Source organism: Enterococcus sp. DIV1767, from assembly GCF_050542585.1.
GTDB classification, from domain to species: Bacteria; Bacillota; Bacilli; order Lactobacillales; family Enterococcaceae; genus Enterococcus_D; species Enterococcus_D innesii.
Genome location: NZ_CP172936.1, coordinates 1,278,949 through 1,293,875, shown reverse-complemented (window position 1 = coordinate 1,293,875; position 14,927 = coordinate 1,278,949). Strand labels below are relative to the sequence as shown.

Annotated in this window: 11 protein-coding genes; 1 reads left to right on the top strand and 10 read right to left on the bottom strand. The window is 41.3% G+C overall.

Going from position 1 to position 14,927, the window contains the following annotated elements; all coding sequences use genetic code 11:
• Positions 1 to 19: 19 nt before the first annotated feature.
• The 9 genes from glgB to parE all read right to left on the bottom strand — a co-directional run bounded on the left by glgB (position 20) and on the right by parE (position 13,070).
• Complete coding sequence (glgB, locus tag IGI78_RS06245; protein ID WP_081119137.1) at positions 20 to 1,939, bottom strand: 1,4-alpha-glucan branching protein GlgB; 1,920 nt, start codon at positions 1,937 to 1,939, stop codon at positions 20 to 22.
• Between the two features lie 203 nt (positions 1,940 to 2,142).
• Entirely contained in the window at positions 2,143 to 2,550 is a 408-nt protein-coding gene (locus IGI78_RS06240) for a hypothetical protein (protein ID WP_077452679.1), read from the bottom strand.
• A 94-nt stretch (positions 2,551 to 2,644) separates the two neighbouring features.
• Positions 2,645 to 3,091 carry a hypothetical protein gene (locus IGI78_RS06235; protein WP_081119138.1) on the bottom strand — a complete coding sequence of 149 codons (447 nt, stop codon included), beginning with the start codon at positions 3,089 to 3,091 and terminating at the stop codon, positions 2,645 to 2,647.
• A 197-nt stretch (positions 3,092 to 3,288) separates the two neighbouring features.
• Complete coding sequence (locus IGI78_RS06230) at positions 3,289 to 4,098, bottom strand: DUF1803 domain-containing protein (protein ID WP_140965460.1); 810 nt, start codon at positions 4,096 to 4,098, stop codon at positions 3,289 to 3,291.
• Positions 4,099 to 4,186: 88 nt separating this feature from the next.
• Entirely contained in the window at positions 4,187 to 5,116 is a 930-nt protein-coding gene (locus IGI78_RS06225; protein ID WP_081119140.1) for a manganese-dependent inorganic pyrophosphatase, read from the bottom strand.
• Positions 5,117 to 5,210: 94 nt separating this feature from the next.
• Positions 5,211 to 5,966 (bottom strand): pyruvate formate-lyase-activating protein, encoded by a 756-nt coding sequence (gene pflA, locus IGI78_RS06220; protein WP_140965459.1) that lies wholly within the window; start codon positions 5,964 to 5,966, stop codon positions 5,211 to 5,213.
• Positions 5,967 to 6,070: 104 nt separating this feature from the next.
• Positions 6,071 to 8,299 (bottom strand): formate C-acetyltransferase, encoded by a 2,229-nt coding sequence (gene pflB / locus IGI78_RS06215; RefSeq protein ID WP_077452540.1) that lies wholly within the window; start codon positions 8,297 to 8,299, stop codon positions 6,071 to 6,073.
• 269 nt (positions 8,300 to 8,568) lie between these two features.
• A complete protein-coding gene (parC, locus tag IGI78_RS06210) occupies positions 8,569 to 11,031 on the bottom strand; it encodes a DNA topoisomerase IV subunit A (protein ID WP_195265749.1) in 2,463 nt (820 codons plus the stop codon).
• A gap of 11 nt (positions 11,032 to 11,042) precedes the next feature.
• Positions 11,043 to 13,070 carry a DNA topoisomerase IV subunit B gene (gene parE / locus IGI78_RS06205; protein WP_195265748.1) on the bottom strand — a complete coding sequence of 676 codons (2,028 nt, stop codon included), beginning with the start codon at positions 13,068 to 13,070 and terminating at the stop codon, positions 11,043 to 11,045.
• 284 nt (positions 13,071 to 13,354) lie between these two features.
• Between parE and plsY the strand changes: the two genes are divergently transcribed.
• Complete coding sequence (gene plsY, locus IGI78_RS06200; protein WP_074535152.1) at positions 13,355 to 13,993, top strand: glycerol-3-phosphate 1-O-acyltransferase PlsY; 639 nt, start codon at positions 13,355 to 13,357, stop codon at positions 13,991 to 13,993.
• A 51-nt stretch (positions 13,994 to 14,044) separates the two neighbouring features.
• Here the strand turns inward: plsY and IGI78_RS06195 are convergent, their stop codons facing one another.
• A complete protein-coding gene (locus IGI78_RS06195) occupies positions 14,045 to 14,920 on the bottom strand; it encodes an aldose 1-epimerase family protein (RefSeq protein ID WP_077452544.1) in 876 nt (291 codons plus the stop codon).
• Positions 14,921 to 14,927 lie beyond the last annotated feature (7 nt).

Below are 14,927 nucleotides of genomic sequence, written 5' to 3'. Positions count from 1 at the left end.
TCTACTCACCTTTCCCCCTTTACTCTTTTTTTCGTAATTTTGTTGGTCCTTTTTTACGAGTCATTTTGATTTTTTCTGGTTTGATGATCAAAGCCCCAAGTGCAGGCAAAATTGTTTTGATTTGATAATCATATCGTTTAAAAGGGGTATGACTGGTTTGACAGTCTTGGTTATTAGCAATCCAAGTTCCGCCAAATATATCCCGTTCCGTGTTTAAAATCTCACGATATGTTCCTTCATACGGAACACCGATCGCAAAATCGTGCCGCTCCACCGGTGTTAGATTGACCACAACGATCAAGAAATCTTTTTTGGTTTTCCCTTGTCGCAAGAAAGTCAATGTCGTTTCATCTAAGTTATCTGCATCGATCACTTCCAACGATTCTTCCTGATCGTCTAGCTCCCAAAGACCTCGTTCTTCTTTGTACAATTCATTCAAGGTTTGGGTGAAGAACTGCATTTTTGCATTTAGGGAATCGTTTAGATCGACCCATTCAAGACCGTGATCGTACTTCCATTCTAAAAACTGACCCCATTCACTTCCCATAAACAATAGTTTTTTTCCTGGATGCATCATCATGTACGTATAAAGATTGCGTAATTGTGAAAACTGCTTGTAGCGGTCTCCCCACATTTTGTGCATCAAACTTTTTTTACCATGAACAACTTCATCATGCGAGAGAGGCAAAATATAATTTTCTTGCATCCGATACATAAAAGAAAAAGAAAGCAAACTTAAATGGTCTTTGCGGAAAATCGGATCCATCTCGTAAAAACGCAAGACATCGTTCATCCAGCCCATATTCCATTTATAATCAAATCCTAACGCGCCCTCTTCGACCATTCCTGTTATTTTGGTCTCAGAAGTACTTTCTTCTGCTATCATGACCACTGCTGGATGGGCTAATTTAATAACGGAATTAAGCTTCTGCAAGAAGTAATAGCCTTCAAAATTGCGATTGCCGCCTTCGTGATTGGGCTCCCAAGGTCCTTCGTCATAATCGCGGTAAATCATGTTGGAAACAGCGTCCACTCGAATCCCATCGATATGATAAAACTCAATCCAAAACAAGGCGCTTGAGATCAGAAAGCTTTGGACTTGCGGTTTCCCTAGATCAAAATTGATTGCTCCCCAGCGCACATTTTTGGCTCGATTCTCGTCCATGTATTCGAAGGTTGGTGTCCCGTCATAATAAGCGAGGCTGTCGTCATTGACACAAAAATGTCCAGGTACCCAGTCAACAAAGACACCAATATTTTCTAAGTGGCATGCCTCTACAAAGTCTTGGAACTCTTCTGGTGTCCCATAATAGGAACTGAGCGCAAAATAACCTGTCAACTGATAGCCCCAAGAGGTACCTAATGGATGTTCCATCAATGGCATAAATTCAATATGGGTATAACCCATTTTTTTCACATAAGGAATAAGTTCATCTTTTAATTCAGAGAAGCGATAAGGGGTGCCGTCTTCGTGGTGCTTCCACGAGCTGGCATGAACTTCATAAATATTTAGAGGTCGGTTAAATGTTTTCTGTCTTTTTTTGCGGCCTTGCCACAGTCCGTCCCGCCATTTTTTGGGAGGAATCTTGTGCAAGACTGCCGCTGTTCCTGGTCGAGCTTCAAAATGGACAGCAAAAGGGTCAATCTTTAACACTTCTCGTCCATTTGCTTGTTTGACTTTGTATTTATAAAGCTGGCCTGCTTTTACTTGATTGGTCTCAATTTCCCAGACTCCAGATTCTGCCCTTTTATTCATTGGCAAAGTGTCTGTCCATTGGTTGAAATCGCCAACAAGCCAAACTTGTTGAGCCTTTGGTGCCCAAACGCGAAACACATAGCCGTTATCGACTTGATGGGCTCCTAAGAAATGTTGGACATAAAAATTTTCACCACTCAGAAAGTCTTTTTCTGCAGTCAGTTCCTGTTGTTTGGTAACCACTCTCTCATCAGTCCTCCTTCAATTCATCTTGATCGCTTATTCTGTGACCATCGATCACTGTCACGATTTTACCCTTTGAGAAAGATTCGCAAGCAAACGTTCTCTACTGCTAGCATAGCATAAAATAAATTTCTAGTAACGTAATAACCCTATGATACGAACGAATTGTTCTGGACAGAAAAAAACAGCTTGAACGTATCTGTTCAACCTGTTTCAGCTCTACTTTTTAGCTTTTGGAAAATGAAGTATGTGACTACACATAACTGAAACAAACTTACCAATACTAGGATAAAAACAACCATCATCGGAAGTGTTTCAGTTAATTCAACATATGCCAACAGTGTCCCAAATGCAGAAGAGGCGGAGCAAAAACACCAAAATCGAAACCCATAAAAACTCGTCACTACGGTATAAAGACTAATGATCCCCAATAAGAAAAGCTGAGTAAATCGGTCAAATACCGTATCGGTATAATAAATTTCACCTAACAAGACTTGGATCGTACCAAAACTAGTTGGTACTTTGTAAAGCGTCAGCAGTGCGCCGATCAGGCTGAATGCACCAATCAGAAGATGACTGCCAGCTAAGCCGATTCGAATGTTTAGTTTCACGCATCTTTCACAACCTTCAATATTTGATCCTTTTTTGAAAACAACTGTTTCTACAGTCACTTTCTTTCCCCGCTAGAGCCGAAATCATCTTCAACTATTTTGCTTGCCAAAGCTCTTTTACTTGCCCGTCAGTATACACTTTATAGGCTTTATTTACCGCCAATGATTTACCAGTGTGACCAATCAAGTAGTAATTCCCATCACAGTCAAACTCACTCTCACTTAATAGTTTATAACTCGTTACAGGACCATCAGCCATTTTCTTTGCCAAGTAACGCAGAGCATGGGCTGGATTCACTAAGTAATTTTGATTCACTAGCCAATCAATAACCACGGAAACGATTGTATTTGCCCCAAATCGTTCCTTTTGCTTCAATGCCAGAATGAGATCTCCGTCAGAAAAACGTGTTTCATCGATCCCCGCATTTGTAATTGCTTGCCGAGCAGCTTCTATTTCTGTCATCGATACGAATGTAATCATTTCTGCTTTCGTTTTATGCCCTTCCAACTGTTCAAACTCAACCGTTTTATATCCTTCCATTTTTATATCCCCTTTCAAAGTTCTGAAATCATCATATCACCAAGAAATCAAAACTCCAAACAAAACGATTGTTGTTTTTTAATTTTTATTCATCAAATTATCATTTTAAAGAAAACTAAAAAAAGCTGTTAGAATGATGTCTAACAGCTTTTAAAAAATCATATAATTTTAAACAAATAACACAATTATTAGAAATATCAAATATTATTGAAAAATAAAGTGTTGTATGAACCTGTCCTTATTGCTAATTGAGCAATCACTAATCGTTGCAAGAAACTATCCTTTTCAGAAGGAGGATAACGACCGTTTTTTAGATTATCACAATTTATTTCTTCCAGCAAGAAATCTAGCTCAGAACTGACAATTTTCAATCGTTGGAGCGATTCTAGAAAAATACTTGAACGCACTTTTTTGTTTTTACGGATACGTTCAAAGATGACACTTACTTGATCTAAGTAATAGACTGGATCGACATCGCCGATCAAATCCATTAGTTCGTCATAAACCGCTAGATTTTGTAGCTGGCGATTTGCTTCAAAAAAAGCCGGTAGTGTCGGTGGCCATGGCGCTTCTGCGTAAGTGATCATCTGAAACGTCTCATGAGTCAACGAATACACGACTCCTTGCTCCACTCCTTGCAAACAACCATAAAAATATTTGTTTTCAGCACTTGTCACCGTAAAGCTTTTGATAAAATCAGCAATCTCTTGTGTTGACCAATCAAGGGCTTCTTGATAAAAACCGTCACTTTCTTGCAACTGCTTTTGATCTTCTTCAGTATAAACAGGAAAACCTAAAAAATAGCGTCGATTTTTACGGATGATCAAAGCTGATGCGATCAAGCGGTCAAGAGTTTTATCAAATGACACCTCCGGAAACTTCACTTTTAGCTCTCGTAATGTCGGCGGTTCTTGACAGCTTAGAAGCACATGAACCAAATCATGGAATTCAGAAGATGCCACTATCGGTTGTAATGAACGATAATGGGGACTATGAAAAAATTTCACTGTGTGGACTCCTTATTCAAAAAATCATGAAAAATGCTGGCTTGATCTACCAAAACAGATCTCACCAGCATTCTGACATTTATTCAAATTATCCTTCAAAAACTGCGGTTAATTGAGGAACGATTTGTTTTTTACGAGAAACAACTCCTGGTAAGAAGGCACGATTGTTGGTTAATGTCGTGTTAAACGCTGCTTCTACTGGGGCAATTGGTTCACCAACAACTAATAGCTCAGAATTACTGTCTAAGATATCAGTAGCAACCAGCAAGAACAGATCATAGCCATTTGCTGACATTGATTCTTTCATGGCAGCTTCCAACTCTGATTGACGGTCAAAGACTTCTTTTAGATCGACCGTATTGACTTGCCCGATACGGATGTTTTTCCCGCCCATTGGGAAGCTTTTTGCATCCAAGTCCAGCAATTCTGCTGCTGATTTTGTCCCAAGGTTTGTGCCGGCTTTCAACATGTCCAATCCGTATGCTTCCAGTTCAACACCTGCTAAAACCGCTAATTCTTTTGCTGCCGCTACATCTTCATCGGTACATGTTGGCGATTTGAATAACAATGTATCGGAGATGATCGCTGAAAGCATGATTCCTGCGATCGCTTTTGGTATTTCCACTTGATTTTCTTTGTATAACTTCAAGACGATCGTACTGGTACAACCAACAGGTTCTGCACGATAGTACAGTGGGTTAGCTGTCTCAAAGTTAGCGATACGGTGATGATCGACCACTGCTAATACAGTAACATCCGCAATATCTGCTGCACTTTGTTGAAATTCGTTATGATCCACTAGCATTACTTCTTGGGTTTCCTTTGCCACTGAATCGATCACACGAGGAGCAGCCAGACCAAAGGTATCTAGTGCAAATTGTGTTTCTTCATTTGGTGTACCAAGCGCTACTGCTTCACAGTCTTTCCCGAGTTGATTTTGTAAGTTCGCAAAAGCAATCGCTGCACCAATGGCATCGGTATCAGGATTTTGATGACCGAACACTAATATTTTCGACATTTCTTCATCGCTCCTATTTCAATTGATATTCACTTTCTAATCATAGTAAAAAAACAGGAAAGAAGCAATAGCAATCTCTTCTTTCCTGTTTTAATCAACGGGTTAAGTAGCCTTTATAGTCGTCTACATGAAGCAAACGTTTGGCATTTTTCACCCGATCTTCTGTTGGTGGTTCGATGCCTTCAAGGGGATATTTCAAACCAAGCTCATCCCACTTGTATTTTCCCATCGTGTGATAAGGCAAGATCTCCACTTTATCGACATTATTCAGTGTTTTGATAAACTCATCCAAACGGATCAAAAATTCATCATAGTCGCTTCTAAATGGAACCAGCACGTGGCGAATCCAGACAGGTTGATTGATTTCTGAAAGATAATTCGCCATATCCAAAATGTTATCATTGGATTGAGTAGTTAACTCTTTATGGGCTTTGTTATCGATATGTTTGATATCAAACAACAGCAAATCAGTCACAGTCATCAACTCTTGAAACTTACTGAAAAAAGGCTCTTCTCGTGTAAATGGTTTTCCGCAAGTATCCAATGTTGTGCTGACCCCTTCTGCTTTGGCTTTGCGAAACAGATCGATCAGAAAATCCATTTGAAGTAACGGTTCCCCACCACTGACAGTGATCCCACCTTTTTGTCCCCAGAATTCACGGTATTTCAACGCTTCTTCTAAGACGTCATCGGTCGTGCGTTCGACACCCGTGCCAATCTTCCAAGTATCTGGATTATGACAAAACTGGCAACGCATGCGGCATCCTTGCATGAATACAATAAAACGGATACCCGGTCCATCTACCGATCCAAAACTTTCTGTTGAATGTACTTGTCCTGTTACTGCCATAATGCTCTTCCTTTCTTCGAAACGACGGATGATCTTGTTCCGTCTGATACTTTCAAAACAAGAGGCGGCGGATTTTCCCGTCCGCCGCCTGAATTTGTTACTTATTACATTGCTTCGTGCATTGTACGAGCAATGACATCATCTTGTTGTTCTTTGGTCAATTTAATGAAGTTAACCGCATAACCAGAAACCCGAATCGTTAATTGTGGGTATTTTTCTGGATGAGCTTGCGCATCAAGTAATGTATCACGGTTAAATACGTTAATATTTAAGTGGTGACCACCTTTTGCAGCATAGCCATCTAACATTGTTGCTAGATTTTCTTGTTGTGTTTCATCGTCACGACCTAATGCTTTAGGTACGATTGAGAAGGTGTTTGAAATACCATCTAATGAGTAATCATATGGCAATTTCGCAACTGATGAAAGACTTGCCAACGCTCCATGAGTATCGCGACCATGCATTGGATTTGCTCCTGGAGCAAATGGTGCACCTGCACGACGTCCATCAGGCGTGTTCCCTGTTTTCTTACCATAAACCACGTTAGAAGTGATTGTAAGGATCGATGTTGTGTGTTTTGAATCACGGTAAGTTTTGGTGCGTTTCACTTTTTTCATGAAGGCTTTCAACAAGTTGACTGCGATATCATCTACGCGGTCATCATTGTTTCCGTATTTAGGATAATCGCCTTCGATTTCGTAATCTTCAACAATGCCGTTTTCATCACGGATCGTACGAACTTTGGCATATTTGATTGCTGATAATGAGTCAACTGCTACAGAGAAACCAGCGATACCAGTAGCCATCGTACGTAAAATGTCTGTATCTTGTAGCGCCATTTCAATGCGTTCATAAGAATATTTGTCGTGCATGTAATGAATGATGTTCAATGTGTTCACATACAGATCACAAATCCAGTCCATCATTGTGTCATATTTTTCCATTACTTCGTTGTAATCCAAGTATTCAGAAGTAATTGGTTGGAATTTTGGTCCAACTTGTGCTTTTGATTTTTCATCGACCCCACCGTTGATTGCATACAACAATGTTTTTGCTAAGTTGGCACGAGCACCAAAGAATTGCATTTGTTTCCCGATACGCATTGCTGATACACAACAAGCGATTCCGTAGTCGTCGCCCCAATGCCCACGCATCACATCATCGTTTTCATATTGAATCGCTGATGTTTGGATCGACATTTTCGCACAGAATGTTTTGAAGTTATGAGGCAAACGTGTTGACCACAAAACAGTCAAGTTTGGTTCTGGTGCTGGACCTAAGTTTGCTAGAGTGTGTAAGAAACGGAAGCTGTTTTTTGTTACCATGTGGCGTCCATCTTCACCCATACCAGCGATTGACTCAGTTACCCAAGTTGGGTCACCAGAGAACAAGGCATTGTAATCAGGTGTCCGAGCAAATTTCACAAGACGTAGTTTCATGACAAAATGGTCAACGATTTCTTGTGCTTCTACTTCAGTGATCACACCGTTTTTCAAATCACGCTCTACATAAATATCAAGGAAAGTTGACGTACGTCCCAATGACATTGCTGCACCGTTTTGTTCTTTGATGGCTGCTAAGTAACCAAGATATAACCATTGGAATGCTTCTTTCGCCGTTTGAGCAGGTTTAGAAATATCAAATCCGTAAATGTTTCCTAGTTCTTTCAATTCGCTTAAAGCACGAATTTGTTCACTTAATTCTTCCCGTTGGCGGATAATGTCTTCAGACATGGTTCCGTTTCCGCAATATAGTAGGTCTTGTTGTTTTTCTTTGATCAAGAAGTCCACTCCGTATAATGCAACACGACGGTAGTCACCAATGATCCGGCCACGGCCGTATGCATCAGGAAGACCTGTGATTACACCAGAACGACGAGCTGCTCTGATTTCAGGTGTATAGGCATCAAATACTCCTTGGTTATGTGTTTTACGGTAGTCGCGGAAAATGTGAGAAACTTCCGCATCAATTTCATAGCCGTAAGATTCTGCTGCTTGTTCTGACATGCGGATGCCGCCAAATGGTTGCAAGCTGCGTTTAAATGGTTTTTCCGTTTGGAAACCAACAACTGTTTCTAAGTCTTTGTCTAAGTAGCCAGGTCCATGAGAAGTAATCGTTGAAACGACTTTTGTATCCATATCCAATACGCCGCCAGCTTCACGCTCTTGCTTGTTCAGTTCCATGACTTGATCCCATAGCTTTGTCGTTGCTTCAGTAGCATCTGCTAGGAATTCATCTGTTCCGTCATAAGGTGTGTAGTTTTCTTGGATGAAGTCGCGTACGTTTACTTCTTCTTTCCAAGTTTTTCCTTTAAATCCATTCCATTGTTCCATCTGATGGACCTCCTTAAATTTTCTGTTCACTAATGTAACAGCTTTACGTGAACAGTATAACACACACCTAAATGATTGCAAGCATTTTCAAGAATTATTTTGAACAATTTAATTATTTTTAAGATGTTTATTATTAGAAACGTTGATTTATAGGTATATTTTAAATGTGAATCTTTTATTAAAGTACGTTTTTAGCAAATGTGAAAGATTAATTAAGAGGTAAAAAACAGCCATCCTGTACTGGTACAGAATGGCTGTTTCGTTATAATTTATAGTACAGGATCCTCCGCGATTGCAGGACTGATTTGTGTTTTCACTTCGTAGATTTGTCCCCCTGTTTTCTCATCCATAATAAATGAGCCATTGGAGGTCCGATCATTGATCGGGATTTGATTCGTGATGACTTCAAAGGCTTGTCCTTTTTGGTTGGTCACTAGCAGTTGCTGATTTTCCCCACTGCCCATATAGACGACGCGATGAGGATTTTTCTTCAATTCACGCAAGACCATCAAACCACGCTTCGCCCGTCCTAATTGGGTAATCTCTTGAGCCAGCATACGTTTTGCTGCGCCACGTTGAGTAATCAGAACGATTGGTGTATCCCCTTCTGAATAAACTAACAACCCATTGATAAGATAATCACCCGCTTTAAGGTTCATCGCTTTGACTCCAGCTGCTTTTGGTCCCACAACCGGCACTTCATTAAGCGAATACCGTAAGCCAAAGGCAAGATGACTGACTAAAAAGACATCCATTTCTTCCGTTTGATCCGTCAAAAAGACATTGACCAATTCATCGGTTTCATCTTTTAGCTTCATCATCGTCATTGGCCGTGTCTTATAGGTACGCCAAGGTTCAAATTCCGTCATCCGCGTTTGTTTGATCATGCCGTTTTTACTGATCAGCACAAAGTTTTTCAAAGGATCGATCTCTTTGTAAGCAAAGACCCCAATGATCATTTCATCTTGGGCCAGCGTCATGACCGTTTGCGAAATATGTTCGCCTAGATCTTTCCATTTTAAATCAGGCAATTCATGAACCGGACGATAGATCGTGTTTCCTTTATTGGTTACCAACAACAGATGATCTAACGTGTTCATTTGACTGCTATAAAGTAAAGAGTCGCCTTCTTTCATGCCGATCTCTTCTGGTTTTGAAGCGCCGTAAGAACGCAAACTGCTACGTTTGACATAGCCGTCTCTTGTGACTGTTACGACGACTTCTTCTTGTGCAACCAAGACTTGTGTTTCAATCTTGATTTCTTGAATTTCTGCTTCGATCTCAGTCAACCGCGGGGTCGTATATTTTTTCTTGATTTCCCGCAATTCCTTTTTGATCACTTTCAGTAATTCGCTTTCCTCATTTAAGATTGTTGTCAATTCAGCGATCGTTTCAGCAAGTTCTTTCGCCTCTGCTTGCAATTGCGTGATATCCGTATTGGTTAACCGGTACAACTGCAAGTTCACAATGGCTTCTGCTTGCTCTTCCGTAAAGCCGTGTTGAACCACCAGATTGTTTTTGGCATCTTTTTTGTCTTTACTGCCGCGAATGGTGGCGATCACTTCATCAAGGATCGATAGAGCTTTGATCAGACCATCAACGATATGCTGTCTCTTTTGGGCTTTTTGCAGTTCAAAACGACTGCGTTTTTCAATCACTTCACGGCGATGCTTGATGTAGCTTTCTAAAATCCGTTTCAAACCGACTTGTTGGGGGCGCATATTGTCAATGGCTACCATATTGAAGTTGTAGTTGATCTGCAATTCGGTATTTTTAAATAGATAATTTAAAATTCCTTGTGCATTTGCTTCTTTTTTCAGCTCGACAACGATCTGCAAACCAGTACGGTCGGTTTCATCCCGTACTTCAGCAATCCCGTCGATCCGCTTATTCAAACGGATCTCATCCATTTTTTTGACTAAATTGGCTTTATTGACCTCATAGGGAATCTCATTGATGACGATTTGCTGTTTGCCGCCTTTAATGTCTTCAATCTTGGTTTTCGAACGCAGGATCACTTTGCCTTTACCTGTTTCATAGGCTTTCTTGATTTCTTCTTTCCCTTGTAAAATCCCTCCTGTTGGAAAATCAGGGCCAGGAATATATTTCATCAGCTGATCCAAAGAAGCTTGCGGATGGTCGATCAAATAGACCGTTCCATCAATGATCTCTCCTAAATTGTGGGTGGGAATTTCCGTTGCATACCCAGCTGAGATCCCTGTTGAGCCATTGACTAACAGATTCGGGTATTTTGCTGGTAGAACAGTTGGTTCTTTTTCGGTATCATCGAAGTTCCACACCAATTCGACCGTGTTTTTTTCGATATCTTTTAACAGCTCACCGCTTAATTCTGAAAGCCGTGCTTCCGTATAACGCATGGCTGCTGGTGGATCGCCATCCATACTCCCGTTGTTCCCGTGCATTTCAATCAAAATCTGACGTAGTTTCCAGTCTTGGCTCATGCGGACCATTGCTTCATAGATACTTGAGTCGCCATGGGGGTGAAAATTCCCCATGATATTTCCGACTGATTTCGCTGATTTGCGGAAGCCTTTGTCATACGTATTGCCGTCTTGGTTCATGGCAAACAAGATGCGCCGCTGAACCGGTTTTAACCCATCACGAATATCCGGTAATGCCCGTTCTTGAATGATGTATTTGGAATATCGTCCGAAGCGATCTCCCATCACTTCTTCCAATGTCAATTCTTGTATATTGCTTCTGTGTTCCAAGAGACCACCTCCTATTCCTTAACTAACTGTTTGCTTTCTGCTTGTTCGGTATCCATTAACTTTTCATCAACTAATTCCGGTACTGTATCTTCTTTTTTATCCAAAATACTGCCATCTTCTTCTAAACTGAATTGAACATGGCTTTCGATCCACTTCCGACGTGGTTCTACTTTATCTCCCATCAATGTGGTGACACGGCGTTCTGCTTGAGCCGCATCATCGATCCTTACTCGAATCAGCGTCCGCGTTTCTGGGTCCATCGTCGTTTCCCACAATTGGTCGGCATTCATTTCCCCTAACCCTTTGTAGCGCTGTAGGAGATAGCCTTTGCCGATTTTTTGGGTCAGTTTGCTTAGTTCATCATCGGTCCAAGCGTATTCGACTACTGCCTTTTTCCCTAACCCTTTTGACACTTTGTACAAAGGCGGCAAAGCAATGTAAACTTTTCCTGCTTCGATCAACGGTTTCATGTAACGGTAGAAAAACGTCAATAGCAATACTTGGATGTGTGCCCCATCGGTGTCCGCATCAGTCATGATGATCACTTTATCATAGTTGCAGTCTTCAATCGAAAACTCTGGGCCAACACCGGCACCGATAGTATAGATCATGGTATTGATCTCTTCATTTTTCAAAATATCCTGCATTTTGGCTTTTTCCGTATTGATAACTTTGCCTCGTAACGGTAAAATCGCTTGGAACTTGCGGTCACGGCCTTGCTTCGCTGAACCACCCGCAGAATCCCCCTCCACCAGATACAATTCATTTTTCTTAGGATTACGAGATTGTGCAGGCGTTAATTTTCCAGAAAGCAGTGACTCCCCTTTTTTGCGTTTCTTTCCAGTGCGGCTTTCTTCTCTCGCTTTTCTGGCAGCTTCACGGGCCTCTCTTGCTTTGATTGCTTTACGAACTAGCATTTGACTCATTTCACTGTTTTCTTGCAGGTAATAGCCTAGCTGCTCGCCAATCACATTGTCTACAGCATTTCTTGCTAAGGGTGTTCCTAATTTTCCTTTGGTCTGTCCTTCAAATTGCAAAAGATTTTCCGGAACACGGATCGACAGCACGGCCGCTAAGCCTTCCCGAAAATCACTGCCTTCAAGGTTCTTATCTTTTTCCTTCAACAAATTCACCTTGCGGGCATACTCATTGAAAGCTTTCGTCATTGATGTCTTCATCCCCACTTCATGGGTACCACCATCTTTGGTACGTACATTATTGACAAAAGACAAGACATTTTCCGAATAGCCATCATTGTATTGAAAGGCAAGTTCTACCTCAATGGCTTCTTTCGTGCCAGAAAAATAAACCACCTGGGTCAAGGTATCTTTTTCTTCATTTAAATAATCAACAAATTCTTTGATGCCTTCCTCATATAAAAAGACTTCATGAATCGGTTCTTCCCCTCGTTCATCCGTCAGGGAGATTTTGACCCCTTTTAGCAAGAAGGCTGATTCTCTCAAACGTTCTGCGAGAATCTCATAGGAGAATTTGGTTGCAGAAAAGATTGTATCGTCAGGTTTGAACGTAACGGTTGTTCCCGTTGGTTTACGGGTTTTGCCGATTTTTTTCAAGGTATCGGCTGGTTTCCCGCCGTCTTTGAAGCTCTGTTTGTATTCGATACCGTCACGAACGATGACCACTTCTAGCCAGCTGGATAAGGCATTTACAACACTGGCACCAACCCCATGAAGGCCGCCAGAGGTTTTGTAGCCGCCTTGGCCAAACTTCCCGCCGGCATGTAATACTGTGAAGATGACTTCAACAGTCGGGATTCCAGATGCATGTGTCCCGACCGGCATTCCTCGGCCATTGTCTCGAACACTGATACTATTGTCTTTATGGATCGTAACATCGATTTCATTGCCGTATCCTGAGAGTGCCTCATCAACCGCATTATCGACGATTTCATACACTAAGTGGTGCAAGCCGCGGCTATCGGTCGAGCCGATATACATTCCTGGCCGTTTTCTTACTGCTTCCAGGCCCTCTAAGACCTGAATGGAAGCATCATTATATTCTGTGGTTTTCTTTGCCAAACCCACCGCTCCTTTAATCTTGATCAGTCCTTTTTTGCTGCTGAAAGAACTGCAAAAAAAATCTTAACACAAAATACGCTTTTTTCAAGCGAACATTTTTCTAAACTATCTTATCCTTTTTCCTTTGTTTGCACAAGCTAGAGTCACAAAATGGCTCGTTTGTGTTTCACAGCTCTGAGAAAAGCTGTTTTTCTTCTTTCCCTAACCAGCGAAAGATTTTCTTATTGTTGGAAAGGCGTTTTCATGCTAAAATTGCCCTAGCCTTGCAAAGAAAGTTGGTTATTATGAATACGATTCTTTTATTTATTGTTGCTTACCTTTTAGGTTCGATCCCCTCGGGTGTTTGGATTGGCCAACTGTTTTTCAAAAAAGATATTCGCCAATTCGGCAGCGGCAATACGGGAACGACCAATACATTTCGCGTTTTAGGAAAAAAAGCCGGGATCGTTGTTTTATTGATGGATATCTTAAAAGGAACTTTGGCGACCAGCTTGCCAGTCATCTTTGGTCTCCATACCGTCAATCCGCTCTGGTTTGGGGTCTGTGCAATCTTAGGCCACACCTTCCCAATCTTTGCCAAATTTAAAGGCGGCAAAGCAGTGGCGACAAGTGCTGGGATGCTCTTAGGATACAATCCGCTCTTTTTCATTTATTCTTCATTGATTTTTGTTATCTGTCTTTATGTGACCAGTATGGTGAGTCTGACCAGTATGATCGCGGCGTGTTTGATCACTTTATCGACGATTGTTTTGCCTTTTATCGCCCCTGCGATCTTGCCTGAGCAAAATTGGCTGCTGACCTTTATCGCCATCGGCGTAACGATTTTTATCTTTATTCGCCATCGTGAAAACATCACCCGCATCAAAGACGGAACCGAAAGTCGAGTACCCTTTGGACTGAATAAGCGTCAAACGAACAAATAAGCAGAAGCTGAGAAAAGTCATTGCGCTTTTCCCAGCTTCTTTTTGCATACATTATTTAACTGTGATTGAGTACTTTGTTTCAAATACTTCTTCAGGTGGAAGTGCTTGAATCCCCAGTTTTTCTGAAAGCTCACCGGAAGCTTCCAGTGTGTCTGCGATACCGCACCATGGTTCTATACATAGAAACGGCGATTTCACTGGATACGTGGACCAAAAACCGACATACGGCATATTATTGTAGCTTAACGTGACACTATGAGGCGATTTCTCACTGCGAATCGAGTAGGAATGTAATCCTTTCGTTTCATAAACTAGCGCATCATTTGCAAACATGTCATGGGTCAAGCGTAAATCCGTATTCGTTTGACCGAGTGTGCGTTGCTCATAATCAATATAGTTGCCTTTTAACGGCAATTTCACCCGTGATTTCTTTGGAGAAAAAGAAAGATAATAGTCTTCAAAAGTCAGCCCTTTTTCAAGTGGGACGTTGAATGCAGGGTGTCCACCAATGGAGAAATAGAGTTCTTTTTGACCGCTATTCTTCACTTGGTATTTGACGACTAAACCATCACCGCCTAATTCATAACTGACATACAGCTGAAAATCAAACGGATACTTTGCTTTGGTTTCAGTCGAACTTTCTAGTAAAAACAAAGCGTAATCTGTGCGTTTTTCAACGACAGTAAACAACATGTCTCTGGCAAATCCATGACGAGGCAAATGATAACTCTTGCCCTCATGCTGATAGGTGTCCTCTTTTAAGGCACCAACGATCGGAAATAAGATCGGTGCATGCTTTCCCCAGTGGTTTGGATCAGCTTGCCAAATATATTCAAGGTCATTGCTCGTATCGACTAAACTTTGCAGCTCAGCCCCTTTTTCTGCAATTTTTGCTTGCAGATGACCGGCCGTGATGGTAACTGTCATGGTCTCA